The sequence below is a fragment of the Pseudomonas sp. NFACC32-1 genome (assembly GCF_900101215.1).
GTDB lineage: Bacteria > Pseudomonadota > Gammaproteobacteria > Pseudomonadales > Pseudomonadaceae > Aquipseudomonas.
This window is the reverse complement of the sequence record NZ_FMUL01000001.1, coordinates 289,091-316,028: the sequence shown is the minus strand read 5'-3', so window position 1 is coordinate 316,028 and position 26,938 is coordinate 289,091. Positions and strand designations below refer to the sequence as shown.

The window sequence follows — 26,938 nt, the reverse complement described above, 5'->3', positions numbered from 1 at the left end:
CACCATGACCGAAGTCACGACTACGCCACTTCGCCCCTTGGCCGACACCTCCCTCTCGGCCATCGTCGCCGGGTTCATTGCCATGATGACCGGCTACACCAGTTCCCTGGTGCTGATGTTCCAGGCCGGGCAGGCGGCCGGGCTGACCAGCGGGCAGATTTCCTCGTGGATCTGGGCGATTTCCATTGGCATGGCGGTGTGCTCCATCGGGCTGTCGTTGCGCTATCGCACACCGATCACCATCGCCTGGTCGACACCCGGCGCGGCGCTGTTGATCACCAGCCTGGGCGGTGTGAGTTACGGCGAGGCCATCGGCGCCTATATCACCTGTGCAGTGCTGGTGACGATCTGCGGCCTGACCGGCAGCTTCGAACGCCTGGTCAAGCGCATTCCGGCCTCGCTGGCGGCGGCGCTGCTGGCGGGCATCCTGTTCAAGATCGGCAGCGAGATTTTCGTCGCCGCCCAGCATCGCACCGGCCTGGTGCTGGGGATGTTCTTCACCTACCTGGTGGTCAAGCGCGTGTCGCCTCGCTACGCCGTGCTGGCAGCGCTGTTGATCGGTACCGCGCTGGCGAGCGTGATGGACCTGCTGGACTTCAGCGGTTTCGCCCTGGAAGTCGCGACTCCGGTCTGGACCACGCCGCACTTTTCCCTGGCAGCCACCATCAGCATCGGCATTCCGCTGTTCGTGGTGGCGATGACTTCGCAGAACATGCCGGGCATCGCCGTGCTGCGAGCCGACGGCTACAACGTGCCGGCCTCGCCGCTGATCACCAGCACGGGCATCGCCTCCCTGCTGCTGGCGCCCTTCGGCTCCCATGGCATCAACCTGGCGGCCATTAGCGCTGCCATCTGCACCGGGCCCCACGCCCATGAGGATCGCAACAAACGCTACACGGCGGCCGTCTGGTGCGGGGTTTTCTACGCAATCGCCGGCGTGTTCGGCGCAACGCTAGCGGCGTTGTTCGCGGCACTGCCCAAGGAACTGGTGCTGTCCATCGCGGCGCTGGCGCTGTTCGGCTCGATCATCAATGGCTTGAGCATCGCCATGAGCGAAGCCAGGGAACGGGAAGCGGCGCTGATCACCTTCATGGTCACGGCGTCGGGGCTGACGCTGTTCTCCATTGGTTCGGCATTCTGGGGGATCGTGGCGGGGGTGTCGACGTTGCTCATCCTGAACTGGAGCAAGGATTGATCGCCCCCACGCTCAGCGTGGGAACGATCGCTCCAACCGACAGGCGCAAAAAAACCGGCACCCATGAGGGTTGCCGGTTTCGGAACATCAAGCGACCGGGTTGATCTGCTTTTCCGGGTACCACACGTCGATCAGCGGGCTGACTTCAACGCTGGTCAGCTCAGGACGGGCCTTGAGCCAGGCTTCTACAGCCGCGCGCTGCTCTTCGCTGACCGAACCGCGCTTCTGCAGGCAGACCAGACCGTAGTCGTCGCCGCCCACATAACCCAGGCCATTGGCTTCCATGGCTTCTTTCAGGAACGCGTCGAGGAAAGCGTCAATAGCCTCATCGGCCAGATCTTCTTTGAAATCCAGGTTCAATTCGAAACCCAGCTCTTGAAATTCATCCACGCAAAGCTTTTTGCGCAGACGCCGGGAACGGTTAGTCGCCATTGAAACAATCCTCATAAGTAATAACGGCCGGCACTTTACCAGTTTGGAGCACCGTTTGCCCGACTGATCGGCGCAACCGCCTACCGTCGGTAAAAAAATAGCGCCTGGAAGGACTCGGGCACGGCAAAGCCGCTACGCCTTGGGGCATAATGCCGACACATTCATTACCGTTGAGGACGTTCAATTTTCATGTCCTCGTTTTTTCCCCCTCGCCCGCAGGGTTTTATTTCAAATGATCAAGTCTTTGCGTCCACTGCTTCTGGCCAGCCTTCTTCTTCCCCTGGCCCTTCCTGCCTACACCAGCGCCGCCACCATCAATACCGCCCTGTCGCCCAACGTGCAAAAGGCCCTCAAGGCCAGCAAGCTGCAGGACAACGCCCTGTCCCTGGTACTGGTGCCGCTCAACGGCCCTGGCACGCCGACCCTTTATAACGCCGACGTTTCGGTCAATCCTGCCTCCACCATGAAGCTGGTGACCACCTACGCGGCGCTGGAAATGCTCGGCCCCAACCATCAGTGGAAAACCGAGTTCTACACCGACGGCACCCTCAACGGCGGCATCCTCAACGGCAACCTGTACCTCAAGGGCGGCGGTGACCCCAAGCTGAACATGGAAAAGCTCTGGTTGCTGATGCGCGACCTGCGGGCCAACGGTGTGCAGCAGGTCACGGGTGACCTGGTGCTGGACCGCGGCTTCTTCATCCAGCCGCAACTGCCCGAGTTCAACGACGACGGCAACGACGAGAACAAGCCTTTCCTGGTCAAGCCCGACTCCTTGCTGGTCAACCTCAAGGCCCTGCGCTTCGTGGCACGCAATGACGGCGGGCGGGTGCTGGTGTCGGTGGAACCGCCCATCGCCAGCATCCGTATCGATAACCAGGTCAAGGCCGTCAACGGCAAGCAGTGCGCCGGCAACGTGCGCTACAACCCGGTGCCGCAAGCGGACGGCAGCGTGAACGTGACCGTCAGCGGCCAACTCGGTGACGGTTGCAGCTCCCAGACCTATCTGTCGCTGCTGGATCACGCCACCTACACCGCCGGCGCGGTGCGGGCGATCTGGAAAGAACTGGGTGGCAGCATCCAGGGCCAGGATCGCCTGGCCTCGACGCCAAACAATGCCAAGGTACTGGCCCGGGCGTTCTCGCCGGACCTGGCGGAAATCATCCGCGACATCAACAAATACAGTAACAACACCATGGCCCAGCAACTGTTCCTGAGCCTGGGCGCGCAGTTTCGCAACGAAGCCGACGGTGACGACGCCAAGGCCGCGCAACGCGTGGTGCGCCAATGGCTGGCCAAGAAAGGCATCACCGCGCCGCACCTGGTGATGGAAAACGGTTCCGGGCTGTCTCGCGCCGAACGGGTGAGCGCCCGGGAAATGGCAGCGATGCTGCAAGCGGCGTGGCGCAGCCCGTATTCGGCGGAGTTCATCAGCTCGATGCCCATCGTCGGCACCGACGGGACCATGCGCAAGCGCCTCAAGACCACCGCCATGGCCGGTGAGGCCCATGTCAAGACAGGCACCCTGAACACCGTTCGAGCCATCGCCGGCTACAGCCGGGACGTCAACGGCAATACCTGGGCGGTAGTAGCGATCCTCAACGATCCGAAGCCGTGGGGTGCGTCCTCGGTGCTGGACCAGGTGCTGCTGGACCTGTACCGCCAGCCGAAACTGCCACAGACGGCTTCGGTGCTGTAACCCATCGACCCACAGTGGGAGCGAGCCAGCTCGCCCCCACTGGATCGGCGGCTTCCGACAGTCGCTACTCCAGTTGTGCCTCGACCCGATCCCGCCCGGCCTGCTTGGCCGCATAGACCCCTGAGTCGGCCCGCAACAGCAACGCATCCGCCCCTTCTCCGGCACGCCAACTGGCAATGCCGAAGCTGGCGGTAATCACACCGACATCCTCGATGGGCGCATTTCGCAGCCCTTCCCACAACCCGATGGCCAGCGCATGGGCGCTTTCACCGTCGGTATCCGGACACAGCACCACGAACTCTTCCCCACCCAGGCGACAGAAGACGTCGGTACGCCGCAGGCGCTGGGTAATGCGCAGGCAGACCGCCTGCAACACCCGATCGCCTACAGCATGGCCGTGCTGGTCGTTGATGCGTTTGAAGTGGTCGATGTCCAGCATGATGACCGAGAGGTCGCCGGAGCCGCGTTCGACCCGCGTCATTTCCGAAGTCAGGCGCTCCTGGAAATAACGCCGGTTGCGGATACCGGTCAGGGCATCGGTCACTGACAGGGCCCGCAGTTCCTCCTCCACGCGCTTGAGATCGGAAATATCCGAGATGTAGCCATGCCAGAGCACGCCACCGCCCGGCAACTGTTCGGGCGTCGCCTCGCCGCGTACCCAACGCAGCCCCCGCTGCGGCAGTTGCACCCGATACTCTTCGCGCCAGGGGCTCAGGGTATCGGCCGAGGTGCGGATCGAAGCCCGGACCCGGGCACTGTCCAACGGATGGATGCGTGAAAATACCGCCTCCGCGTTCTGGACCAGCACATCGGGCGCCAGCTCATAGATGTCGCGGATCCCGTCGCTGGCATAAATCACGCTGAAGCGGCCGTTGAAGTCCATCTTGAACTGGTAGATACCGCCGGGGACGTGGGCGCTGAGCTTTTTGAGCAGCATATCCCTGGCCGCCAGTGCCTCATGGACACGCTTGCGCTCGGTGATATCGATACAGATCGCCAGGTGGCCGACCCACAGCCCCTGGTCGTCAAGCATCGGCGTGGCCAGCATGTTCACTGTCAGGTGGCTGCCGTCGCGGCGCACCAGGGTCCACTCCCGGGCCTGCTGTCCGCCACGCTCGCCGCTCTCCAGCAGCATCGCATGGCAGGTGGGTATCGGCTTGCCATAGCGCGAGGCGAGTTGGGCCGCCCGCGCCTGGAGCTCACGCGGAACGTGCAGGCTCTCGAGGGTCATGCTCTGCAGGACCTCGCTGCTCTGGTAGCCCAGCATGTGCTCGGCCCCGGCGTTGAACGTGGTGATGACACCTCGCAGGTCCGTGGCGATGATCGCCACCTGGGTCGCGGCATCCAGCACACCGCGCAGCTGGCTGTGGGTCCCGCGCAGTTCCTGCTCTCGGGCACGCAGTTCCCGGGTACGTTGTTCCACCAGCGTCAGCGCCCGCTGCCGCTGGCTCACCAATACATAGAGCAGGGCGCTGAGCAGGAAACTGAGCAGGCCGCCCAACACCACCAGGCTCGATACCGAGGAATGGTTGGCCGACAGGAAGATCCGGCTGGGCCGCAGTTCTACCCGATAGTCTCGATCCCCAAGGCGCAACAGGCGAACCGCCGATAAATCGCTGTCACCGGGCGGCTCCGGGGAATCGAACAGCACTTCTTCCCGGACATCGCCGGACAGGTCCAGGACGCGCATGGAGAGGTTTTCATGGTTGGACGCCGGCAAGCCGTCACCCACCAGGCGGCGCATGCTGATGGCAGCCACCACGTAACCGAACGGCTCCCTGGATGCTGCCCTGGTCACCGGGGCAACCAGCAAGACGCCACGGGCGAAGGCCGGATCGCCTCCCAGCAGATCCAGGGGCTGCGAGACCGCCAGGGCATCGCGCTGGCGCGCCTGTTCAAGGACCGCCCGACGCGATGGGTCAGACAATAGATCCAGGCCCAATGGCGAGACGAAGGACGGTTGGCTCTGGATGTACAGGACAGGCACGTACTCGCCCCGTTCGGCAGCGGGTCGCAAGCCGCCGCTACCATCCGCCTCACGAATGGAAAACGCATCCAGCCCCTCCTCCCGCGCCTGAAGCTCGAACGCCTGCCGCTCGGCCCCGGTCACCCGAGGCGCCCAGCCGAAAGCCTGGGTACGGCGCAACAGCGCCTCGGCGTAGCCGTGGAATTCGTCGCTGGAGACGCCTGATGAATTGGCAAAGAAGCGTCTGAGGCTATCGAGACGCTGCTCCTGGTCCTGGAAGCGTTCCTCGATGCGGCTGAACCGTTCCTCGGCCTGCAGCTCGAAGCGTTGGCGCAGTTGCTGGTTGAACAGATTGGTCATCGCCCAGGTCAGCAAACCGGTCATGCAAGTGCCCGCCACGAAGACCAGTGAAGCCACCAGCCAGGCCGAGACATCTTCGCTGATAAAGCCCAGGATCCTGGGACGTACCGGATGCAATGCCATAACGCCAACTCGAAGAAAGGGGGCAGGCATCGTTACAGCCCTGGCCACAGGCTTAGTTATAGCTATTAGCCATCACTTTGACCAGCACTAAAAACGGCTGGAAGCCTTGAATTACAAGGCTTCGTGGATCCAATCCGGAAATTTCAACGTGCCATGATCTTCCAGGCGCGGTGGATTTTTCCGTTGCGGGCGAAATCCGGGTCGATGGTGCTGGCGGTGATTTCCTCCACCGCGTAGCGCTCGCCAAGATTGTCCTCGAGTTGGAACTTGCGGAAATTGTTGGAGAAGTACAGCACGCCGCCCGGTGCCAGGCGGGCCATGGCCAGATCCAGCAACTGGACATGGTCACGCTGCACGTCGAACACGCCTTCCATGCGCTTGGAGTTGGAGAAGGTTGGAGGGTCGATGAAGATCAGGTCGTATTCATCGCGGCAGTCCTGCAGCCAGGTCATGACATCGCCCTGCTCCAGCCGGTTCTTGTCGGAAAAACCGTTGAGGGACAGGTTGCGCCGCGCCCAGTCCAGGTAGGTTTTCGACAGATCGACGCTGGTGGTGCTCCGGGCACCGCCCTTGGCGGCATGGACGCTGGCGGTGGCGGTGTAGCAGAACAGGTTGAGGAAGCGCTTGCCGGCGGCTTCCTTCTGGATCCGCAGGCGCATTGGACGATGATCGAGGAACAGGCCGGTGTCCAGGTAGTCGGTGAGGTTGACCAACAGCTTCACGCCTCCCTCGTTGACCTCGGTGAACTTGCCCTGGGTACTCTGGCGTTCGTACTGCCGGGTGCCGCTCTGGCGTTCGCGGCGCTTGATCACTACATGACTCTTGTCGATGTTCAACGCCTGGGGAATGGCCGCCAGGGCATCGAACAGCCGGGCCGAAGCCTTTTCCGGGTCGATGGACTTGGGCGCGGCGTATTCCTGGACGTGCACCCAGTCGTGATACAGATCGATGGCCATGGAATATTCCGGCATGTCGGCATCGTAGACCCGGTAGCAGTCCACGCCTTCGCGCTTGGCCCATTTGCCCAACTGCTTGAGGTTCTTTTGCAGGCGGTTGGCGAACATCTGCCCGCCTTCGCTCAACCGGGCCAGTTCGACCACCGGGGCCGGGGCCGGTTTGATCGGGTTGCCGTTCTTGTTGTACTGACGCTCTTGCGGCGTAGCCGGGGCCTGATCCTGCTCGGCAAGGGCTTGCTCGCGCTCCGCCTGGCGCTGTTCCGGGGTGCGGCGCTCGCCGGTGACGAACTGGTCGGGCAGCACCTTGATCAGCAGCAATTTGCACGGCAAGGCGCCGTTCCAGAAGGAATACTGCTTGTGGCTGCGGATCCCCATGCGCTTGCCCAGGTCCGGGGCACCGGTGAACACCGCCGCCTCCCAGTTCAGGCAAGCCTGGCGCAGACGCTCGCCAAGGTTCTGGTAGAGATACAGCAAGCTGGCCTCGTCGCCCAGGCGCTCGCCATAGGGCGGGTTGCAGATCACCAGGCCTTTCTGGTTCTGGTCCGGCCGCGGCTCGAACGTGGCGACCTCGCCCTGGTAGATCTTGATCCACTCGCTCAGGCCGGCACGCTCGACGTTGTTGCGGCCCGGCTGGATCAGTCGTGGGTCGGCTTCGTAGCCGCGAATCCACAACGGTGGCCTGGCCAGCCCGGCAGCGGCGCGGGCGGTGGCTTCTTCATGAAGTTTTTTCCACAACGCCGGCACATGGCCCAGCCACGCAGTGAAGCCCCACTGCTGACGGCGCAGGTTCGGCGCCATGTCGGTGGCGATCATCCCGGCTTCCACCAGGAACGTGCCCACGCCGCACATGGGGTCGGCCAGCGCCCCGCCTTCGGCGGCGATACGCGGCCACCCGGCCCGGATCAGAATGGCCGCCGCGAGGTTTTCCTTGAGCGGCGCAGCGCCCTGCTGCAAGCGGTAGCCGCGCTGGTGCAGGCTGTGGCCGGACAGGTCCAGGGAGAGGATCGCTTCACCGCGATCCAGGCGCAGGTGGATGCGCAGGTCCGGATTGAGCTTGTCGATGGATGGCCGCTCCCCCGCAGGCGTGCGCAGCTTGTCGACGATGGCATCCTTGACCTTCAGCGCGCCGAAGTGGGTGTTATCGATGCCCGAACCATGACCGCTGAACTCCACCGCCAGGGTGCCATCGGCCAGCATGTGATCCTGCCAGTCTACATCCAGCACGCCGTGGTACAGGTCGTCGGCGCTCTTCATGGCAAAGCGCTTGAGCACCAGCAACACGCGGTTGGCCAGGCGCGACCACAGGCACAGGCGATAGGCGGTTTCCATGTTGGCCATGCCGCGCACGGCCGAGGTGTGCTCGCGCGCCTCTTCAAGGCCAAGCCCGACGGCTTCCTCGAGCAGCAGGCCTTCTAGGCCCTTGGGGCAGGTGAGGAAGAGTTCGAAACGATCGGACATTGGAATTCCAGAGCCTTTGGCTAAGTGGACAGGCAACGCATTGCCTGTCGGGTTCAATCAGGTGCTTTTCACCTGGGCCTGCACAGTGGCTTTTCGTACAGGTCCAGAGCACCCGGTGGCACGAGAATGTGCCGTTCCACCCTCGCCGCTCGGGTTAAAAAAGCTTAGATGCGGGGGCAGATAAAAAATTCTGTGGAACAAATCGGGGAAAACGCGTCCCTTTCGTCGAATAGTACCCGACGGCCGTACGAGGACATTCTCATTCGCAACAGGATAGCCCCTTCCACGCAGGGCCGATCATACAGGGGTCTTGCTCAAAAGCGGTCAACGAACATCATGTTACTTATCTCCCTAACATCTTTATTGTTACGTGCTTATGACAAAACGATCATTCCATCCATGTGACGCTTTGGTTAGAACTCAACACAGGTTGACGTCGCAACGGCGCCAACACCTTGGCTCGTCACGCCGGCAACGAGCCGCCAACGGCAGAATGATTCTGCCCCGGCCTCGATAGAGGTCGACGCTAAGCAACAGTCAACAAGTGAGGGCAACACCCTATGAGAAGACTTAAGCGTGATCCGTTGGAAAGAGCATTTTTACGCGGTTACCAATATGGCGTTGGTGGTAAATCCCGTGAGCTTTGCCCCTTTACTCTACCGTCGGTACGTCAAGCCTGGATCAATGGCTGGCGAGAAGGACGTGGCGACAACTGGGACGGTATGACCGGCACTGCGGGTATCCACAGACTCAACGAACTTCACGCCGTCGGCTGACACAGGGCTTAACACTCAAGAACTCGACAATCTGATACTCACAACGATTTAACCACGCGCGTCCCATCCGGACGGCGGGCTACGGCCCAGGGGCTCCTTCGAGGAGCCCTTTTTAATGCCCGGCTTCCTGTGGCAAACGCCCTTGTGGCGAGGGGATCTATCTCCTCGCCACGGATAGATCGACTCACCACAATAAATCCCTTCGCCGCAGTGGGTTTCAGAGATCAATCAACGCAACGCCGCGATGGCATCCACCGATTCACGAATCAGCGCCGGGCCTTTGTAGATAAAGCCCGAATAGATCTGCACCAGGCTCGCCCCCGCGGTGATTTTTTCGGCGGCGTGGCGGCCTTCCGTGATCCCGCCCGCGGCGATGATCGGCAGCCGTCCGGCCAGTTCGGCGGCCAGTACCTTCACCGTATGGGTGCTCTTGTCGCGCACTGGCGCGCCGGACAGCCCGCCCGCCTCGTCACCGTGCTCCAGCCCCTGGACACCTTCACGCCCCAGCGTCGTGTTGGTGGCGATCACGGCGTCCATTCCGGTCTCCATCAGGGCCTGGGCCACTTGTACGGTCTCCTCGTCGCTCATGTCCGGGGCAATCTTGATCGCCAGGGGAACATGCCGGCCATGAATCGTCGCCAGCTCAGCGCGACGCCGGGCCAGGTCGGCCAACAGCTGCTTGAGCGAGTCACCGAATTGCAGGCTGCGCAGGCCCGGGGTGTTGGGCGAGCTGACGTTGACGGTGACATAGCTGGCGTGGGCGTAGACCTTGTCCAGGCAGATTAGGTAATCGTCGACGGCACGTTCCACCGGGGTGTCGAAGTTCTTGCCGATATTGATGCCCAGCACGCCCTTGTACTTGGCCGCCGCCACGCGGGCCAGCAGATGATCGACGCCGAGGTTGTTGAAACCCATGCGGTTGATGATCGCCTCGGCCTGGGGCAGGCGGAAGAGCCGGGGCTTGGGGTTGCCTGGTTGCGGCCGTGGCGTGACAGTGCCGATTTCCACGAAACCGAATCCCAGTTGCGCGAATCCGTCGATGGCCGCGCCATTCTTGTCCAGCCCTGCCGCCAGGCCGACGGGGTTGGGGAACTGCAGCCCAATCACGGTCACCGGCAACTTCGCCGGCGCCTTGCACAACAGGCCATTGAGGCCCAGGCGCCCGCCCGCGCCGATCAGATCCAGGGACAGGTCGTGGGAGGTTTCCGGGGAAAGTTTGAACAGCAGTTCACGGGCCAGGGTGTACATGGGCGGCTTTGACTCGGGCGACAAAATGAGGCGGCGATTATAGCCGCGCAGCGCCGGTTCAGCGAGGCGCCTGCATAAAACAGCACCGATGGCATATGCCTTGCACCCTTTTCGGTCATCGGCGCTCATACCAACGGCGGAATGAGTGCCACACTGTTTAAAGAGGACAATGGCGTCGTCATCCGGCACTGCTCTGGCAGCAGCCCGGGTACGGCGCTTTTTCATGTGGAAGGTGATGCCCGATGAATGAAGTTCCAGCCACTCCCCTGGCCTGGGTCAATGGCAGCGATGCACCGGAAAAAAGCGTGCTCGATCTCGGCTTCATGGCCCTGAGCGATTGCGCCCCGGTCGTGGTGGCCGCTACCCAGGGGTTCGCCCAACCCTACGGCCTGACCTTGAACCTCAAGCGCCAGGCCTCCTGGGCCAACTTGCGGGACAAGCTGGTCAGCGGTGAAATCGACGCGGCCCACAGCCTGTACGGCCTGGTCTACGCCGTACACCTGGGTATCGGTGGCGTCGCGCCGACCGACATGGCCGTACTGATGGGCCTGAACCAGAACGGCCAGAGCATCAACCTTTCCCATGGCCTGCAGGCCCTGGGCGTGAACAGTCCTGAGGCACTGGAACGCCATGTGCACCAAACTCGCACGAAACTGACCTTCGCCCAGACTTTCCCCACGGGCACCCATGCGATGTGGCTTTATTACTGGCTCGCCGCCCAAGGCATCCACCCCTTGTCGGACGTCGACAGCGTGGTGGTCCCGCCGCCACAGATGGTCGCCCACCTGCAAGCGGGGCGCATCGATGGCCTCTGCGTCGGCGAACCCTGGTGTGCCAGCGCGGTGAAGCAGAACCTGGGCTTCACCCTGGCGACCACCCAGACCATCTGGCCCGATCATCCGGAAAAGGTCCTGGGTTGCACCCGAGCATTCGTGGAGCAGTACCCCAACACCGCGCGGGCCTTGGTAATGGCTGTCCTCGAAGCCAGCCGATTCATCGAACAGAGTACCGAGAACCGTCGCAGCACCGCGCAACTGCTGAGCGCGCCCGAGTACCTCGACGCACCGCTGGACTGCATCGAGCCCCGCCTGCTCGGCATCTATGCCGACGGCCTGGGCAACAGCTGGCAGGATCCCCACGCCATGCGCTTCCACGGCAACGGCGAGGTGAACGTGCCGTACCTGTCCGACGGCATGTGGTTCATGACTCAGTTCCGGCGTTGGGGCCTGCTGCGCGAAGACCCGGATTACCTCGCCGTGGCGCGGGAGGTCCAACAGCTCGAGTTGTACCATGAGGCCTGTGCGGCGCTGGGCATCGCGTCCCCACGCCAGGACATGCGCAGCAGCCAGTTGATCGACGGCATCCGCTGGGACGGTTCCGATCCGGCCGGGTATGCCCGTGGCTTCAAACTGCACGCCTTGAGCGATGCGGCTCCCCTTCTCGCCAGCCGCTGACAGGAGCCCCGACCATGTTGCGTATCCTGCTGATCAACGACACCGCGAAAAAGGTCGGGCGCCTCAAGGCTGCCCTGACGGAGGCCGGATTCGACGTCATCGACGAATCCGGGCTGACCATCGACTTGCCGGAACGCGTCGAAACAGTGCGTCCGGATGTCATCCTGATCGATACCGAGTCACCGGGACGAGACGTCATGGAACAAGTGGTGCTGGTCAGCCGCGACCAGCCACGACCGATCGTCATGTTTACCGACGAGCACGACCCGGATGTGATGCGCCAGGCGATCAAGTCCGGCGTAAGCGCCTATATCGTCGAAGGCATCCACGCCGCGCGCCTGCAGCCGATCCTCGACGTGGCCATGGCCCGCTTCGAAAGCGACCAGGCCCTGCGGGCCCAGCTCCTGGCACGGGACCAGCAACTGGCCGAACGCAAGCGCATCGAACTGGCCAAGGGCATGCTGATGAAGATGAAAGCCTGCAGTGAGGAACAGGCCTACACCCTGATGCGCCGCCAGGCCATGAGCCGCCAGCAGAAGCTGATCCAGGTGGCGGAGCAGATCATCGCGATGAATGAGCTGCTGGGCTGAAAACCTTGAAGCACCTGGCCTGGCGCCATCGCAAGCCAGCTCGCTCCCACAGTTGATCCGGGGTATCCACAGATATTGTGTTCACCCCAGTCCCTCTGTGGGAGCGAGCTGGCTCGCGATAGTCCTCAGCCCAATCCCTCCTGTTGGCACAGATCTCGCTTAAGCAATCTCACCGGTAGCCAACGGCGGTTGCCCACCTACGACAAAGACGTCGCACACCCTGCTCGCCCCCAGGCGGCCCGGGTTGCGGCGTTTTTTTTGCTTTGGCCCCACCGTCCGGGGTCGGTGGGGTCGCCATGACGGCGCACCACCTCGAAGCACTGACTCATTACCCGAGACTTTTACCGCTGAGGTGCGCGATGAATTCAAGCTTCTGGAAATCCGGCCACACCCCGACCCTGTTCGCAGCCTTCCTCTACTTCGACCTGAGCTTCATGGTCTGGTACCTGCTCGGCCCACTGGCGGTGCAAATCGCCACCGACCTGCAACTGACCACCCAGCAACGCGGCCTGATGGTGGCGACGCCGATCCTGGCCGGCGCCGTACTGCGCCTGCTCATGGGCCTGCTGGCCGACCGGATCTCCCCCAAAACCGCCGGCATGGTCGGCCAGGTGATCGTGATCGGTGCGCTGTTCTGCGCCTGGAAACTGGGCATCCACAGTTATGAGCAGGCATTGCTGCTGGGCCTGTTCCTGGGCGTGGCCGGCGCATCGTTCGCCGTCGCCCTGCCGCTGGCCTCCCAATGGTATCCGCCGCAGCACCAGGGCAAGGCCATGGGCATCGCCGGTGCCGGTAATTCGGGCACCGTGCTGGCCGCGCTGATCGCACCGGTCATGGCCGCCACGTTTGGCTGGACCAACGTATTCGGCTTCGCCCTGATCCCTCTGGGCCTGACCCTGGTCCTGTTCGCCTGGCTGGCCAAGAACGCGCCGGAGCGGCCGAAAGCCAAATCCATGGCCGATTACCTCAAGGCCCTGGGTGACCGTGACAGCTGGTGGTTCATGTTCTTCTACAGCGTGACCTTCGGCGGCTTCATCGGCCTGGCCAGCGCCCTGCCTGGCTACTTCAACGACCAGTACGGCCTGAGTCCGGTGACAGCCGGCTACTACACCGCCGCCTGCGTCTTCGGCGGCAGCCTGATGCGCCCGCTGGGCGGCGCCCTGGCGGACCGTTTCGGTGGCATTCGCACCCTGCTGGGCATGTACACCATCGCGGCGGTGTGCATCGCCGCGGTGGGTTTCAACCTGCCAAGCTCCTACGCGGCGCTGGCCCTGTTCGTCTGCACCATGCTGGGGCTGGGGGCGGGTAACGGCGCGGTGTTCCAACTGGTGCCGCAGCGCTTCCGTCGCGAAATCGGGGTCATGACCGGGCTGATCGGCATGGCCGGCGGTATCGGTGGCTTCGCCCTGGCGGCGGGCATGGGGGCGATCAAGCAGAGCACCGGCAGCTATCAACTGGCGCTGTGGCTGTTCGCCAGTCTCGGCGTATTGGCCTGGTTCGGCCTGCACGGCGTCAAGCGCCGCTGGAGGACCACCTGGGGTTCGGCCGCCGTTACTGCGGCCCGGGTATAACCAACCACCATGAGCCTGCAACTGAGTTTCGCCGAAGCCAGTGCCATCGGCCCGCGCGAGGAAAACCAGGACGCCCTGCGCCTGGTCACGCCAGCCCCGGCCCTGGCCGCCAGCAAGGGCTACCTGTTCGCCATCGCCGACGGCGTGAGCCAATGCGCCGATGGCGGCCTGGCCGCCCGTTCGACGTTGCAGGCGCTGGCCCTGGATTACTACGCCACGCCACAGACCTGGGGGGTGGCCCAGGCCCTGGATCGGCTGTTGCTGGCACAGAACCGCTGGTTGCAGGCCAACGGTGGCGGACAGCCCCTGCTTACCACTGTCAGTGCCCTGGTGCTACGGGGCCGACGCTTCACCCTGGCCCATGTGGGCGATTGTCGGGTCTACCGCTGGCACGCCGATCAGTTGCAACGGGTCAGCGAAGACCACGTCTGGGAACAGCAGGGCATGCAGCACGTGCTCAAGCGTGCCCTGGGGCTGGACCAGCACCTGATCCTCGACTTCCTCGACGGCGAACTGCGCACCGACGAAACCTTCGTCCTGCTCAGCGACGGCGTCTGGGCGGTATTGGGGGACACGGCCATCGCCGGCATCCTGCGCGACCAACCGGACCTGGACCTCGCGGCCCAGACGCTGGTCAACGCCGCACACCTGGCCGGCAGCCAGGACAACGCCAGCGCGCTGCTGGTACGGGTCGATGCACTGGGTGAAGCAAGCATCGGCGATGCGCTGATTCAACTGCAGCAATGGCCCCTTCCCCCGGCCCTGAAACCAGGCCAGGTGTTCGAAGGCTGGCGGATCGAAGGGCTGCTCGGCCAGAGCCAGCAATCGTTGCTGTATCGGGTACACGACAGTCAGGGCCAGCCGTGGCTGTTGAAAACCCTGCCTGGGCACCTGCGGGACGACACCCGGGCCGGGCAGGCGCTGCTCTCCGAGGAATGGTTCCTGCGCCGGGTCGCAGGCCGGCAGTTTCCGGAAGTCCATGGGGTTGCCCAACGTCAGCACCTGTACTACGTGATGCGTGAATACCCGGGCATCACCCTGGCCGAACTGTTCGACCGGGGCGGCACCTTGCCGTTGGCCCGATGGCAAGACCTGGCGCAGCGGCTGGTACGGGCCGTGGGGTTGCTGCACCGACGGCAGATCTACCATCGCGACATCAAGCCGGAAAACCTGCACCTGGGGGACGATGGGGAACTGCGCCTGCTGGATTTCGGCCTGGCGTATTGCCCGGGACTGTCGGAGGACCAGGCCAATGTCTTGCCGGGAACCCCAAGTTATATTGCCCCGGAAGCCTTCGGCGGTATCGCCCCCACCGCACAGCAGGACCTGTATGCGGTCGGTGTGACCTTGTACTTCCTGCTGACGGGGCATTACCCCTACGGCGAAATCGAGGCCTTCCAGCGGCCGCGCTTTGGCGTGCCGGTCAGCGCCAACCGTTACCGGCCGGACCTGCCCGAATGGCTCGGGCAAAGCCTGGAGCGGGCCGTTGCCGCCGATCCTGGCCAACGCTTCGAAACCGCCGAGGAATGGCTGTTATTGCTGGAACAGGGCGAGCGCCGCAGCTTGAGCGTCAGGCCCCGTCCGCTGCTGGAGCGCGAACCGCTGAAAGTCTGGCGGACGTTGGCGCTGGTGTCGTTGGTGGTGAATGTCGTGCTGCTGTTCCTGGTGTTTCACAGCTGAGATCCGGTCGCGCCTGTCGCGCGCAAGCTCGCTCCCGCAGTGTGTGTGTCCACCGCAGATCCAATGTGGGAGCGAGCTTGCTCGCGATGGCAGCCCGATCGTCCATACAACTGCTCCTGCAAGACGCTCCATTACCGGGCAACACGCTTTGATTCGGTGCAATAAATCCCTCCCCAATCCGCTCAATCAAGCCGCTGCTCAATGAATCCGCGCCTTCGAGCCAGTTGGCACAACCACTGCATAAATCCCTTTCAACAGACATAAGGCAACGCCTCCAACGATGAAGGCGGTGCTTCCCGAGAGAACGGGACCAGGACAAAGGCGTCCTCGCTAGCTTGCTAGCGGGACGCCTTTTTTTGTTTTCGTGAAAATTGCCGAGCCAGTCCGATCGCCGTGATGAAACGGACATGAGCTTGCGGAGAACCCTGATGAAAAAACTCAAACTGGTGATGATCGGCAATGGCATGGCCGGGGTTCGAACCCTCGAGGAACTGCTCAAGCTGAGCAACGAGCTGTACGACATCACGGTGTTCGGTGCCGAACCCCACACCAATTACAACCGCATCCTGCTCTCCCCCGTACTGGCCGGCGAACAGACGTTCGAAGATATCGTGCTCAACGACCTGGCCTGGTACCAGGACAACAACATCAACCTGCTGCTCAATCGCAAGGTGGTGCAGATCGATCGCGTCAAACGCCGGGTCATCGCCGAGGACGGCAGCGAAGCCGAATATGACCGCCTGTTGATCGCCACCGGCTCCACCCCGTTCATCCTGCCGATTCCCGGCAACACCCTGGACGGTGTGATCGGTTACCGCGACATCGCCGACACCCAGGCGATGATCGACACCGCCAAGACCCACAGGCACGCCGTGGTCATCGGCGGCGGCCTGCTGGGCCTGGAAGCGGCCAACGGCCTGAAGCTGCGCGGCATGGACGTGACCGTAGTGCATCTGGGCGAATGGTTGCTGGAGCGGCAACTGGACAAGAACAGCGGCCAGTTGCTGCAGACCGCCCTGGAGAATCGCGGCCTGAAATTCCGCCTCAGCGAGCAGACCCAGGCCCTGCACGACGCCGGCAATGGCCGGGTCGGCTCGGTGCAGTTCAAGAACGGCGACATCATTCCCGCCGACCTGGTGGTGATGGCCGCCGGTATCCGCCCCAATGTCGAACTGGCGGAAAAGGCCGGCATCCCGTGCAACCGCGGGATCCTGGTCAACGACACGATGCAGACCTACGACCCGCGCATCTACGCCATCGGTGAATGCGCCAACCATCGCGGCACCGCCTACGGTCTGGTCGCACCGTTGTTCGAACAGGCCAAGGTCTGCGCCAACCACCTCGCCCAACTGGGCTTCGCCACTTACAAAGGCTCGGTCACCTCGACCAAGTTGAAAGTGACTGGCATCGACCTGTTTTCCGCCGGCGACTTCATGGGCGGCGAAGGCACCGAAACCATCACCCTTTCCGACCCCATCGGCGGCGTCTACAAGAAGCTGGTGATCAAGGATGACGTGCTGGTCGGTGCCTGCCTGTACGGCGATACGGCAGATGGCGGCTGGTATTTCCGCCAGATCCGTGAAAACCATGCCATCAGCGAGATCCGCGATCACCTGATGTTTGGCGAGAACGCCTTGGGCGACGTTGGCCACCAAGGCCAGGACAAGGCCATGAGCATGGCCGACAGCGCCGAGGTCTGCGGCTGCAACGGCGTGTGCAAGGGCACCATCGTCAAGGCGATCCAGGAACACGGGCTGTTCAGCGTCGATGATGTGAAAAAACACACCAAGGCTGCCAGCTCCTGTGGCTCCTGCGCCGGCCTGGTGGAACAGATCCTGATCAACACCGTCGGTGGCGCAGCGGACGTCAAGCCGAAAAGCGAAAAGGCCATCTGCGGTTGCAGCGACCTCAACCACGGCCAGATTCGCCAGGCGATCCGCGACCAGCACCTGCTGACCATCGCCGGGACCATGAGTTACCTGAACTGGCGCACCCCGAACGGCTGTGCCACCTGCCGTCCGGCATTGAACTACTACCTGATCTCCACCTGGCCCGGCGAAGCCCAGGACGATCCACAATCGCGGCTGATCAACGAACGCGCCCATGCCAACATCCAGAAGGACGGCACCTACTCCGTGGTCCCGCGCATGTGGGGCGGCGTGACCAATCCTTCGGAACTGCGACGCATCGCCGACGTGGCCGACAAATACAACGTGCCCATGGTCAAGGTCACGGGCGGGCAGCGCATCGATTTGCTCGGAATCAAAAAGCAGGACCTGCCGGGGGTCTGGAAAGACCTCGACATGCCGTCCGGCCACGCCTACGGCAAATCCATCCGCACCGTGAAGACCTGCGTAGGCAGTGAGTTCTGCCGCTTCGGCACCCAGAACTCGACCCAATTGGGCATCGAGCTGGAGCATGACCTGTTCAACATGTGGTCGCCGCACAAGGTGAAACTGGCCGTCTCCGGCTGCCCGCGCAATTGCTCGGAAGCCGGTATCAAGGACGTCGGCATCATCGGCGTCGACTCCGGCTGGGAGATGTACATCGGTGGCAACGGCGGGATCAAGACCGAGGTGGCGGAGTTCTTCGTCAAGCTCAAGACCGCCGAAGAAGTGCGCGAATACAACGGCGCTTTCCTGCAGCTGTACCGCGAGGAAGCCTTCTACCTTGAACGCACTGTGCATTACATGCAGCGAGTCGGCATGGAGCACATCAAGAAAGCCGTGCTGGAAGACCCCGAGCGGCGCAAGGCCCTCCACGAACGCCTGAAGTTCTCCCTGTCGCTGGAACAGGACCCTTGGAAGCAACGCCTGGAACAACCTCAGCTCAAGAAAGAGTTCGAGGTCATTCCCGTGAAAAACCTGGAGGTGCCGGCATGAACTGGCTGGATATCTGCGCACTGGAGGAGATCAACATCCTCGGTTCGCGCATCATCAATGGTCCTGAAGGCGATATCGCGATTTTCCGCACCAGCGACGATGAAGTGTTCGCCCTCGATGACCGTTGTCCGCACAAGGGCGGGCCGTTGTCACAAGGCCTGGTCTACGGCAAGCGCGTGGCCTGCCCGCTGCACAACTGGCAGATCGACTTGGAAAGCGGTCAGGCCCAAGCCCCCGACGTGGGCTGCGCCCATCATCATTCGGCCCGGGTCGAAAACGGCCGGGTGCAGTTGGCCCTGCGGGACGCAAGCTGATGAACCGCCAGACCACTGCCTCGACCTGCTGTTACTGCGGGGTCGGTTGCGGCGTCCTGATCGAGCATGACGACGAGCGCATCCTCGGCGTCAGCGGCGATCCGGCCCATCCGGCCAATTTCGGCAAACTGTGCAGCAAGGGTTCCACCCTGCACCTGACCGGCGACCTGGCCGCCCGCGCCCTGTATCCCGAATTGCGCCTGGGCAAGGGCCTGGCCCGGGCCCGTACCGACTGGGACAGCGCCCTGGATCACGCCGCCAGCGTGTTCGCCGATACCATCGCCGAACATGGTCCGGACAGCGTGGCCTTCTACATATCCGGCCAACTGCTGACCGAGGATTACTACGCTTTCAACAAACTCGCCCGGGCGCTGGTGGGTACCAACAACATCGACAGCAATTCCCGGCTGTGCATGTCTTCGGCCGTGGTGGGCTACAAGCGCAGCCTGGGTGCCGATGCCCCCCCTTGCAGCTATGAAGACCTGGAACTGAGCGACTGCGTGATGATCGTCGGCAGCAACATGGCCTACGCGCATCCGATCCTGTTTCGACGCCTGGAAGCTGCAAAATCCCAACGGTCCCAGATGAAAATCATCGTCATCGATCCCCGTCGCACCGACACTTGCGACCTGGCGGACCTGCACCTGGCGATCCTGCCGGGCACCGATGTCGCCCTGTTCCATGGGATCTTGCACTTGCTGCTGTGGGAAGACTGGGTCGACCGCGACTTCATCAAGGCCCATACCGAAGGCCTGGCGGACCTGAAGAACCTGGTGCGCGACTACACTCCCGCCATGGTCGCCCAGTTGTGCGGCATCAGCGTCGAGCAATTGCATCAGTGCGCCGAGTCCATTGGTAACGCGTCGAGCTTCCTGTCGTTGTGGTGCATGGGCCTTAACCAATCCACCGCCGGCAGCGCGAAAAACAGCGCACTGATCAACCTGCACCTGGCCACCGGACAGATCGGCCGGCCGGGCGCCGGTCCTTTCTCGCTGACCGGCCAGCCCAATGCCATGGGCGGTCGCGAAACCGGCAGCCTGTCGAACCTGCTGCCCGGTCATCGCGAAGCCGCCAATCCCGAGCACCGGGCCGAAGTCGCTCGCTACTGGGGCGTCGAGCAGCTACCCGCCACCACGGGCCTGAGCGCCATCGAACTGTTCGAGCAGGTGCGCAACGGCAAGGTCAAGGCACTGTGGATCGCCTGTACCAACCCTGCCCAATCGATGCCGGACCAGACAGCGGTGCGAGAGGCCCTGCAGGCCTGCCCGTTCGTGGTCCTGCAAGAGGCTTTCCGCACCACCGAGACCGCCGGATTCGCCGACCTGCTGCTGCCGGCAGCCAGCTGGGGCGAGAAAGAAGGCTCGGTGACCAACTCCGAGCGGCGCATTTCCCACGTTCGTCGGGCCGTTGCCGCACCGGGCGAAGCCCGAGCGGACTGGGCAATCACCGTGGATTTCGCACAACGCCTGGAAAAACGCCTGCGCCCCGGCGAACCCAGCCTGTTCGATTTCGATGCGCCGGCCCAGCTGTTCGACGAATACAAGCAACTGACCCGAGGTCGCGACCTGGACCTGTCGGGCATCAGCCATTCGCTGATCGACCAGTTGGGTCCTCAGCAATGGCCGTTCCCGGAGGGCGCCACCGAAGGCACTCCGCGCCTGTATGTGGATGGGATTTTCCCTACCGACAGCGGCCGTGCCCGCTTCGTGGCCGACCCCTATCGCGCCGCCAGGGAGCTGCGCGATGCCCGCTTCCCGTTGACCCTCAACACCGGCCGGCTGCGGGACCAGTGGCATGGCATGAGCCGCACCGGAACCGCTGCGCAGTTGTTTGGCCATGTGAACGAGGCCGTGCTGAGCCTGCATCCCGACGAACTGCTTCGCCATCACCTGCAGGCCGGCGACCTGGTCAGCCTCAAGAGCCGTCGCGGCGCCGTGATCGTGGCCGTGGACAGCGATGAAAGCGTGCGCCCCGGACAGGCGTTCCTGCCCATGCACTGGGGCGACCGGTTCCTCAAGGGCGGGGTCAATACCCTGACGCAACCAGCCTTCGATCCCTTGTCGAAACAGCCGGAACTCAAGCACAGCGGCGTGCGCCTGGAACCGGTGAACCTGCCCTGGCAGCTTTACGCCCTGGTCGAAGGCGATGTCCAGCTGCACCTGGAGACCTTGCGACCGCTGTGTGAGGCGTTTGCCTACGTCAGCCTGAGCCTTACCGGCCGTGAGCGTCCGGCGCTGCTGATTCGCGCCGCCAGCGCCCTGGCCCCCGAACCGCAATTGCTGCACGCGATTGACGAACAACTGGGCCTGATCGAGGGGCCGGTGCTGGCCTATGACGATCCGCGTCGCGCCATCGGCAAACGTGTCCGCATCGAAAACGGCCGTATAACGGCCATCCGCCTGGCCGGCGAAACCCTGGCCCGGCACTGGCTGCAGAACCTGTGGCTGGAAGGCCGTGCCGACGAGCAGTTGCGACGCTGGTTGCTGGCGCCCTTGAGTGCACCACCAGGCAATACCGGCGCCGCGCTGGGCGGCGGCAAGACCCTGTGCAACTGCATGAACGTCAGCCAGCGAGCGGTCTGCGCGGGCATCGAACGCGGCCTGGACCTGCAAGGGCTGAAACAGGAACTGGGTTGCGGCACGCAATGCGGTTCCTGTGTACCGGAAATCAAGCGTCTGCTGGTCGCCACTGCGCGGCCGGTGGCGGCAGTCTCGTGAGGAAAACACTATGAACGCAAAAGTCTGGCTGGTGGGTGCAGGTCCTGGCGACCCGGAATTACTGACCCTCAAGGCCGTGCGCGCCCTGCGCGAAGCCGACGTGGTGCTGATCGACGATCTGGTCAATGGCGCCGTGCTTGAGCATTGCCCCACCGCACGCGTCATCGCCGTGGGCAAACGCGGCGGATGCCGATCCACGCCACAAGCTTTCATCCATCGCCTGATGCTGCGCTATGCCCGCCAAGGCAAATGCGTGGTACGCCTCAAGGGCGGCGACCCGTGCATTTTCGGCCGGGGTGGTGAAGAGGCGCAGTGGCTACGTGAACACGGTGTCGACGTTGAGCTGGTCAACGGCATCACCGCCGGCCTGGCGGGCGCCACCCAGTGCGACATCTCGCTGACCCTGCGCGGGATCGCCCGGGGCGTGACGCTGGTCACGGCCCACACCCAGGACGGCAGCAGCCTGAACTGGCAGGCGCTGGCCCAGAGCGGGACGACCCTGGTGGTGTACATGGGGGTGGCAAAACTGAGTGAAATCCGCGAGCAACTGCTCAAAGGTGGCCTGGCGGCGAATACCCCGGTGGCCATGATCGAAAACGCTTCCCTGCCCCACCAGCGGGACTGCCGCAGCGACCTAGCCTCGATGGAAGCCGACGCCAGCACGTTCGAGCTCAAGAGCCCGGCAATCCTGGTCATCGGGGCAGTAGCGGCTGGCGCGCAGTTAACCCAGGCACAACAGACCTGGGTCCAGGCAGCAGCGTTGTAACCGCAAACAACAAACCTGTGGGAGCGAGCCTGCTCGCGATAGCGGTCAGTCAGTCAACCTCTCTGTTGGATGATCCGACGCATCGCGAGCAGGCTCGCTCCCACAATTGATCGTTGGCGCTCACAGAATCACCACTCACCGCAGCTATTGGTTCCTCATTTCATAAATCGCAGGCAAAGAAAAACCCGGCCTGAGCCGGGTTTTTCCACAAGCCTTGGGCTAATTACTTGCCTTGGGCTTCTACTTGAGCTTCTACGCGACGGTTTACAGCGCGGCCAGCTTCAGTGGCGTTGTCAGCGACTGGGCGGGATTCGCCGTAGCCAACAGACTGAACGCGGGACGATTCAACACCGTACTGGTTGGTCAGAACTTCCTTAACGGCTTTTGCACGACGCTCGGACAGCTTCTGGTTGTAAGCGTCAGTACCGACGGAGTCAGTGTGACCTTCAACAGTGGTGCTGGTCGATGGGTACTGCTTCATGAAGTCAGCCAGGTTCTTGATGTCGCCATAGCTGTTTTCTTTGACGACCGACTTGTCGAAGTCGAACTTGACGTCCAGCTCGACACGAACGACTTCAGCAACAGCTGGGCAGCCATCAGCGTCAACGGTTACGTTGGCTGGGGTGTCAGGGCACTTGTCGACGTTGTCGCACACGCCGTCATTGTCGCTGTCGGAGCAGACTTCAGCCGGAGCTGGAACTGGAGCAGCGGCAGGCTTGGAACCGCCACCGAAGTTCACACCGATACCGACGCTAGGAGCCCACTCGGTGTCGCCCTGGTCGATGTTGTACTGAGCTTCAACGCCAGCACGGGCGTAGAAGTTGTCGGTGAAGTACAGCTTGGCACCGCCGCCCACGTTGGCGAAGGTGGAACGGTTACGGCTGTTGCTGCCGTTCTGGTCGATGCTCTGGTCGGAGAAACCGGCCGAGACGTATGGACGCAGCATGTCACCTGGGTTGTTGAAGTGGTACAGGGCATCCAGAGCGGTGTTGGCGCCCTTGACGTTGGTACCGTCTTCAGTGCGTGCGTTGTGCACTTCGTCGTAGGCCAGACGCAGTTCTACGTCGTCGGTCAGGAAGTAACCGATCGAACCGCCGAAAAGGTTGCCGTTGTTTTTGAAGTCACGAGCGCTGTCGAATTGCTCTTTCTTGGCGAAGCCTTCGATTTCAACTGCGCCTTGGCCTTGTGCCAGCGCGCCGAACGAAGTAGCGGCAATAAGAGAACCAATGGCAAAGCCCAAGGTGTTTTTCAGTTTCATCCGTTAAATCCCCATCTGGTGATTGTGAAGCAGTCCCGCAAACCGGGGGACAACTCGGCGGCAAGTCTATCAGAACTTGCCTACACGTAAGAGATATTTGCGCCGAAGTTAAGTTTCAGCAATGCCTGCAAATTTCTCACGCAGCTTATCGAGAGCGCGCTTGTAACGCATTTTTGTCGCGCTCAAACCCATGTGCATTATGTCTGCGATCTCCTGGAACTCCAGTTCTGCGACAAATCGTAGCACCAGAATCTCCCTGTCGATCGGGTTCACATAAACCAGCCAGCGATCGAGTCCACCCTTTTCCTCGGGCTTGGGCGCCTTTTCATCAGACGCTTCCTCGAGAGGGTCCAGGCTCAACGCGTCCATCAAGCGACGCTTTCGCCGTTCCTTGCGATACTGTGTGATGCATTCGTTGTAGGTGATGCTATATAGCCATGTCTTGAACTTCGATTTCCCCTCGAAGTTCTTCAGGCCGTAAAGCACCTTCAACATCACCTCCTGACAGACATCGTCAGCATCGCGATCGTTCCCCAGATAACGTGCACAGACGTTAAATAATGTTCTCTGGTAACGGCGCATCAACTCTTCGTAAGCACGTGTTACGTGGAACAGCTCCGTATGCGCGCGCGCAACCAACTCCTCATCGGAGAGATCACGGGGGTCATAGCGCGTGGATAGCGATTGGGGTTTGTTCAAAACAAGTCGGGCCGACGGTCTAGGTCAATGTGCGCCGCAGCCTGCGATAGCAGGCATTTTGCGGCGGCATACATTAGCAGAGTTTGCCGGGTTAGCGGCTACTCACATGCTGCTCCAGCAGGATCCGATTGGAGAGCGACACCAGTTCGCCCTCATCGGTCAGCAATGTGGTCTTCACCGTGCCGATCTCCTCGATCTGGCCTTCGACCTCGCCAACACGCACTTGTTGTCCAACCTCATACAGCTCACGCACATAGATTCCCGCAAGAATCTGGCCGGCGATTTCCCGGCTTCCCAGTCCCATGGCCAGCGCAATCGCCAGACCAACGGTAATCAATACGATCACGATCACATGGTTGAGCAGGTCGGTCTTGACCTCCAACTGGCTGATCGCGACGGAAATGCTGATGATGATCACCAGGCCCTGGGCGATACGTCCAAGACCCGATGCATAATCCAACCCCACGCCTTCGGCCGCGCCGCGCACCAGGCCGTTGACCAGTTGCGCCAGCAGCACCCCTACCAGCAACACCAGCGCAGCGCCGAAAACCTTCGGCAGATACAGCGCAAGCATATCGAGCGTAGCTGAAACTCGTTGCAGGCCAAGGGATTCGGCTGCGGAAACCAGGAAAATAAGCAATACGAACCAATAGACGATCTTGCCGATCAGCGTCGAGATCGGCACCTGGATACCGCCACGGGACAGCAGCTTGGTCAGGCCGGTGCCCCCCATCAGACGGTCGAGGCCCAGCTTGGCGAGCAGCTTGGACAGCAGCGTGTCGAGCAGCTTGGCCACCACGAACCCCAGCAACACCACCACCAGGGCGCCGAACAGGTTGGGGATGAAGTTAGCCACCTTGGTCCACAACGCAGTCATTGCCGCGACAAGGCTCTGGGTCCAGAGATTCAATTCCATATTCAGTCAGCCTTATGAGCGGTGCGAGTAGCAGGTTTACGACGGGAAACCGGCGAGACATGGGCCGAGCCGTTGTTCAAGGCGATCATCAGCGCGGGCAACCAGCGGCCCAGCAGGCTGAAAAGATCGCCGGCGCCGACCTGGCGGTTGGCGGTTTTCAGTACACGTCCCAGGCAGGCATCGTCGTCGCGGCTGGACGGCGAGGCCTTGAGCATGTCGCGCAAAGACTGTTCAAACGGATCGTGCATATGCACCTCTCGTGATGTCTGTGGAAGACGCGATCAGAATTCTTCGGGTCACATGAAACCCATCACACCCAGCGCAAGCGGCGGAACAGCCACCATTGCCCCAACGCCACGCAGACCATCAGCAGGCAAGCGGCGAGGAAGCCGTACGGGCTTTCGGAGAACGGAATACCGCCCACGTTGATGCCCAGCAGACCGGTGAGAAAACTCATCGGCAGGAAAATCCCGGTGATGATGCCGAAGCGGTACATGGTGCGGTTCATGCGCACGGAAAGACGCCGGTCCTCGGCCTCCAGCACCAGCCCCACGCGCTCGCGGGCCAGTTCCAGCTCCTCGAGGTAGCGGGTCAGGCTGTTGTTCAGTTCATTCCAGTAGTCACCGTCGTCTTCGACGAACCAGGGCAACTTGAGCCGCGACATCTGGCCGAAAATGTCCCGCTGTGGAGACAGGAAGCGCTTCAGTCCGGCCGCCCGCCGACGGATGTGCAAAATGGCGTCGTGCTCGGGGGTGTACCGTTCGTCGGCATCGAGTTTTTCTTCCTCGCCGTCGACGATTTCCGAGAGATGGGACACCAGGTCCTGCACTTTGTCGGTCAGGTATTGCGCCATATAAAGGATGAGTTCCGAAGAGTTTCTCGGCCCCTCGCCCTCGGCCAGGTGCGCCAGCAGTTCATCGGTGGCGCGCAATGGACGAAGGCGCAGGGAAATCACCCGCTGGGCAGACGCGAAGATGCGCACCGAGACCATGTCTTCCGGCTCGGCCCCCGGGTTGAGGTTGATCCCCCTGAGAAACAGCAGCAGCTCGGCGTCGGGCAATGGCAGCAGGCGTGGCCGGGTGTTCTCCTCGAGCAGCAGGTCACAGTTGAACTCGCTGAGGCCGCTGGACTTGCGCAGCCAGGTGTGGGTCTGCGGATGACTGCGATCCCAATGCAACCACAGGCTTTCATGCGCCTGCAGCTGCAGATCGTCCAGTTCGGTCCGGGCTATCGAACGCGCACCACCTTTACCATCCAGCACCAGGGCATGCACCAGCCCCCATTGCGCGTTTTCTTCCTCGAACATCCTCATCCCTTACGGCTTTGACGCTTCATTCAGGCATTTGCAGCGGGCTGGGCGAAACGATCACGCCGTTATTGTCCGCATAGACATATTCGCCCGGACGGAAGGTCACGCCGGCAAACGTCACGGCTACATTGAGATCGCCGATACCGCGTTTATCGGTCTTCATTGGATGGCTGGCCAGGGCCTGGACGCCGAGGTCGGTCTGGGCAATGACATCCACATCGCGGATGCAGCCGTAGATCACAAGGCCCTCCCAACCGTTTTTCGCAGCCTTTTCGGCGAGCATGTCCCCCAGCAAGGCCCGACGCAGGGAACCGCCGCCGTCGACCACCAGCACCTTGCCGTTGCCCTTGAGCTCAACCTGCTCCTTGACCAGCGAATTGTCCTCGAAGCACTTGATGGTCACGATTTCGCCACCGAAGGAATCGCGGCCACCGAAATTGCTGAACATCGGCTCCACCACCTGAACCAGGTCCGGGTAGGCGTCGCACAGGTCGGGCGTGAGGTAATGCTTCATCGAATGACTCCCGCAAGGGCCCTGGAAGGGCTGAACGTCAGGCTGAATGAATAAC

At 62.4% G+C, this 26,938-nt stretch carries 21 protein-coding genes; 11 read left to right on the top strand and 10 right to left on the bottom strand.

The window, feature by feature from the left end:
• Positions 1-4 precede the first annotated feature (4 nt).
• Positions 5-1,195 carry a benzoate/H(+) symporter BenE family transporter gene (locus BLP99_RS01370; RefSeq protein WP_072389088.1) on the top strand — a complete coding sequence of 397 codons (1,191 nt, stop codon included), beginning with the start codon at positions 5-7 and terminating at the stop codon, positions 1,193-1,195.
• 87 nt (positions 1,196-1,282) lie between these two features.
• On the opposite strand, the gene BLP99_RS01365 is transcribed toward BLP99_RS01370, so the two are convergent.
• The gene (locus BLP99_RS01365; RefSeq protein ID WP_072389090.1) at positions 1,283-1,627 is read right to left on the bottom strand and encodes a YggL family protein; all 345 of its coding nucleotides are present in this window, start codon (positions 1,625-1,627) and stop codon (positions 1,283-1,285) included.
• Between the two features lie 232 nt (positions 1,628-1,859).
• Here BLP99_RS01365 and dacB point away from each other — a divergent pair, with 232 nt between their 5' ends.
• Positions 1,860-3,326, top strand: a complete 1,467-nt coding sequence (gene dacB, locus BLP99_RS01360) for a D-alanyl-D-alanine carboxypeptidase/D-alanyl-D-alanine endopeptidase (protein ID WP_072389093.1) — start codon at positions 1,860-1,862, stop codon at positions 3,324-3,326.
• A 64-nt stretch (positions 3,327-3,390) separates the two neighbouring features.
• Here dacB and BLP99_RS01355 read toward each other — a convergent pair whose 3' ends face one another.
• Entirely contained in the window at positions 3,391-5,775 is a 2,385-nt protein-coding gene (locus BLP99_RS01355) for a sensor domain-containing diguanylate cyclase (RefSeq protein ID WP_092179552.1), read from the bottom strand.
• Between the two features lie 143 nt (positions 5,776-5,918).
• Complete coding sequence (rlmKL, locus tag BLP99_RS01350) at positions 5,919-8,189, bottom strand: bifunctional 23S rRNA (guanine(2069)-N(7))-methyltransferase RlmK/23S rRNA (guanine(2445)-N(2))-methyltransferase RlmL (protein WP_072389097.1); 2,271 nt, start codon at positions 8,187-8,189, stop codon at positions 5,919-5,921.
• A 560-nt stretch (positions 8,190-8,749) separates the two neighbouring features.
• Between rlmKL and rmf the strand changes: the two genes are divergently transcribed.
• Complete coding sequence (rmf, locus tag BLP99_RS01345; protein WP_003223300.1) at positions 8,750-8,965, top strand: ribosome modulation factor; 216 nt, start codon at positions 8,750-8,752, stop codon at positions 8,963-8,965.
• A 228-nt stretch (positions 8,966-9,193) separates the two neighbouring features.
• Here rmf and BLP99_RS01340 read toward each other — a convergent pair whose 3' ends face one another.
• Positions 9,194-10,213 carry a quinone-dependent dihydroorotate dehydrogenase gene (locus BLP99_RS01340; protein WP_072458072.1) on the bottom strand — a complete coding sequence of 340 codons (1,020 nt, stop codon included), beginning with the start codon at positions 10,211-10,213 and terminating at the stop codon, positions 9,194-9,196.
• A gap of 242 nt (positions 10,214-10,455) precedes the next feature.
• Here BLP99_RS01340 and BLP99_RS01335 point away from each other — a divergent pair, with 242 nt between their 5' ends.
• The 8 genes from BLP99_RS01335 (at position 10,456) to cobA (ending at position 22,187) form a co-directional block, all read left to right on the top strand.
• The gene (locus BLP99_RS01335) at positions 10,456-11,667 is read left to right on the top strand and encodes a CmpA/NrtA family ABC transporter substrate-binding protein (RefSeq protein ID WP_092179550.1); all 1,212 of its coding nucleotides are present in this window, start codon (positions 10,456-10,458) and stop codon (positions 11,665-11,667) included.
• Between the two features lie 14 nt (positions 11,668-11,681).
• On the top strand, positions 11,682-12,257 hold the full coding sequence (locus tag BLP99_RS01330) for an ANTAR domain-containing response regulator (RefSeq protein ID WP_092179548.1): 576 nt from the start codon (positions 11,682-11,684) through the stop codon (positions 12,255-12,257).
• A gap of 359 nt (positions 12,258-12,616) precedes the next feature.
• Positions 12,617-13,828 (top strand): nitrate/nitrite transporter, encoded by a 1,212-nt coding sequence (locus BLP99_RS01325; protein ID WP_072389103.1) that lies wholly within the window; start codon positions 12,617-12,619, stop codon positions 13,826-13,828.
• 9 nt (positions 13,829-13,837) lie between these two features.
• On the top strand, positions 13,838-15,508 hold the full coding sequence (locus BLP99_RS01320; RefSeq protein WP_072389105.1) for a bifunctional protein-serine/threonine kinase/phosphatase: 1,671 nt from the start codon (positions 13,838-13,840) through the stop codon (positions 15,506-15,508).
• 428 nt (positions 15,509-15,936) lie between these two features.
• A complete protein-coding gene (gene nirB, locus BLP99_RS01315; protein ID WP_092179546.1) occupies positions 15,937-18,390 on the top strand; it encodes a nitrite reductase large subunit NirB in 2,454 nt (817 codons plus the stop codon).
• Positions 18,387-18,704 carry a nitrite reductase small subunit NirD gene (nirD, locus tag BLP99_RS01310; RefSeq protein ID WP_072389109.1) on the top strand — a complete coding sequence of 106 codons (318 nt, stop codon included), beginning with the start codon at positions 18,387-18,389 and terminating at the stop codon, positions 18,702-18,704. Before nirB ends, nirD begins: the two co-directional genes overlap by 4 nt.
• On the top strand, positions 18,704-21,421 hold the full coding sequence (locus tag BLP99_RS01305; RefSeq protein WP_076407239.1) for a nitrate reductase: 2,718 nt from the start codon (positions 18,704-18,706) through the stop codon (positions 21,419-21,421). The genes nirD and BLP99_RS01305 overlap by 1 nt, the downstream gene beginning before the upstream one ends.
• A 10-nt stretch (positions 21,422-21,431) precedes the next feature.
• Positions 21,432-22,187: a uroporphyrinogen-III C-methyltransferase gene (gene cobA / locus BLP99_RS01300; RefSeq protein WP_092179544.1), complete on the top strand. Its 756-nt coding sequence runs from the start codon at positions 21,432-21,434 to the stop codon at positions 22,185-22,187.
• A gap of 223 nt (positions 22,188-22,410) precedes the next feature.
• Here cobA and BLP99_RS01295 read toward each other — a convergent pair whose 3' ends face one another.
• The 6 genes from BLP99_RS01295 to rraA all read right to left on the bottom strand — a co-directional run bounded on the left by BLP99_RS01295 (position 22,411) and on the right by rraA (position 26,883).
• Complete coding sequence (locus tag BLP99_RS01295; protein WP_072389115.1) at positions 22,411-23,445, bottom strand: OmpA family protein; 1,035 nt, start codon at positions 23,443-23,445, stop codon at positions 22,411-22,413.
• Positions 23,446-23,553: 108 nt separating this feature from the next.
• Positions 23,554-24,144 (bottom strand): RNA polymerase sigma factor SigX, encoded by a 591-nt coding sequence (gene sigX, locus BLP99_RS01290; RefSeq protein ID WP_053155315.1) that lies wholly within the window; start codon positions 24,142-24,144, stop codon positions 23,554-23,556.
• A gap of 91 nt (positions 24,145-24,235) precedes the next feature.
• Entirely contained in the window at positions 24,236-25,060 is an 825-nt protein-coding gene (locus tag BLP99_RS01285; RefSeq protein ID WP_072389117.1) for a mechanosensitive ion channel family protein, read from the bottom strand.
• A 2-nt stretch (positions 25,061-25,062) separates the two neighbouring features.
• Positions 25,063-25,314, bottom strand: coding sequence for a CrfX protein (locus BLP99_RS01280; protein ID WP_371128572.1), 252 nt, complete (start codon positions 25,312-25,314; stop codon positions 25,063-25,065).
• 56 nt (positions 25,315-25,370) lie between these two features.
• On the bottom strand, positions 25,371-26,366 hold the full coding sequence (locus BLP99_RS01275; protein WP_072430333.1) for a zinc transporter ZntB: 996 nt from the start codon (positions 26,364-26,366) through the stop codon (positions 25,371-25,373).
• A gap of 25 nt (positions 26,367-26,391) precedes the next feature.
• Positions 26,392-26,883, bottom strand: a complete 492-nt coding sequence (gene rraA, locus BLP99_RS01270) for a ribonuclease E activity regulator RraA (RefSeq protein ID WP_072389121.1) — start codon at positions 26,881-26,883, stop codon at positions 26,392-26,394.
• Between the last annotated feature and the right edge of the window lie 55 nt (positions 26,884-26,938).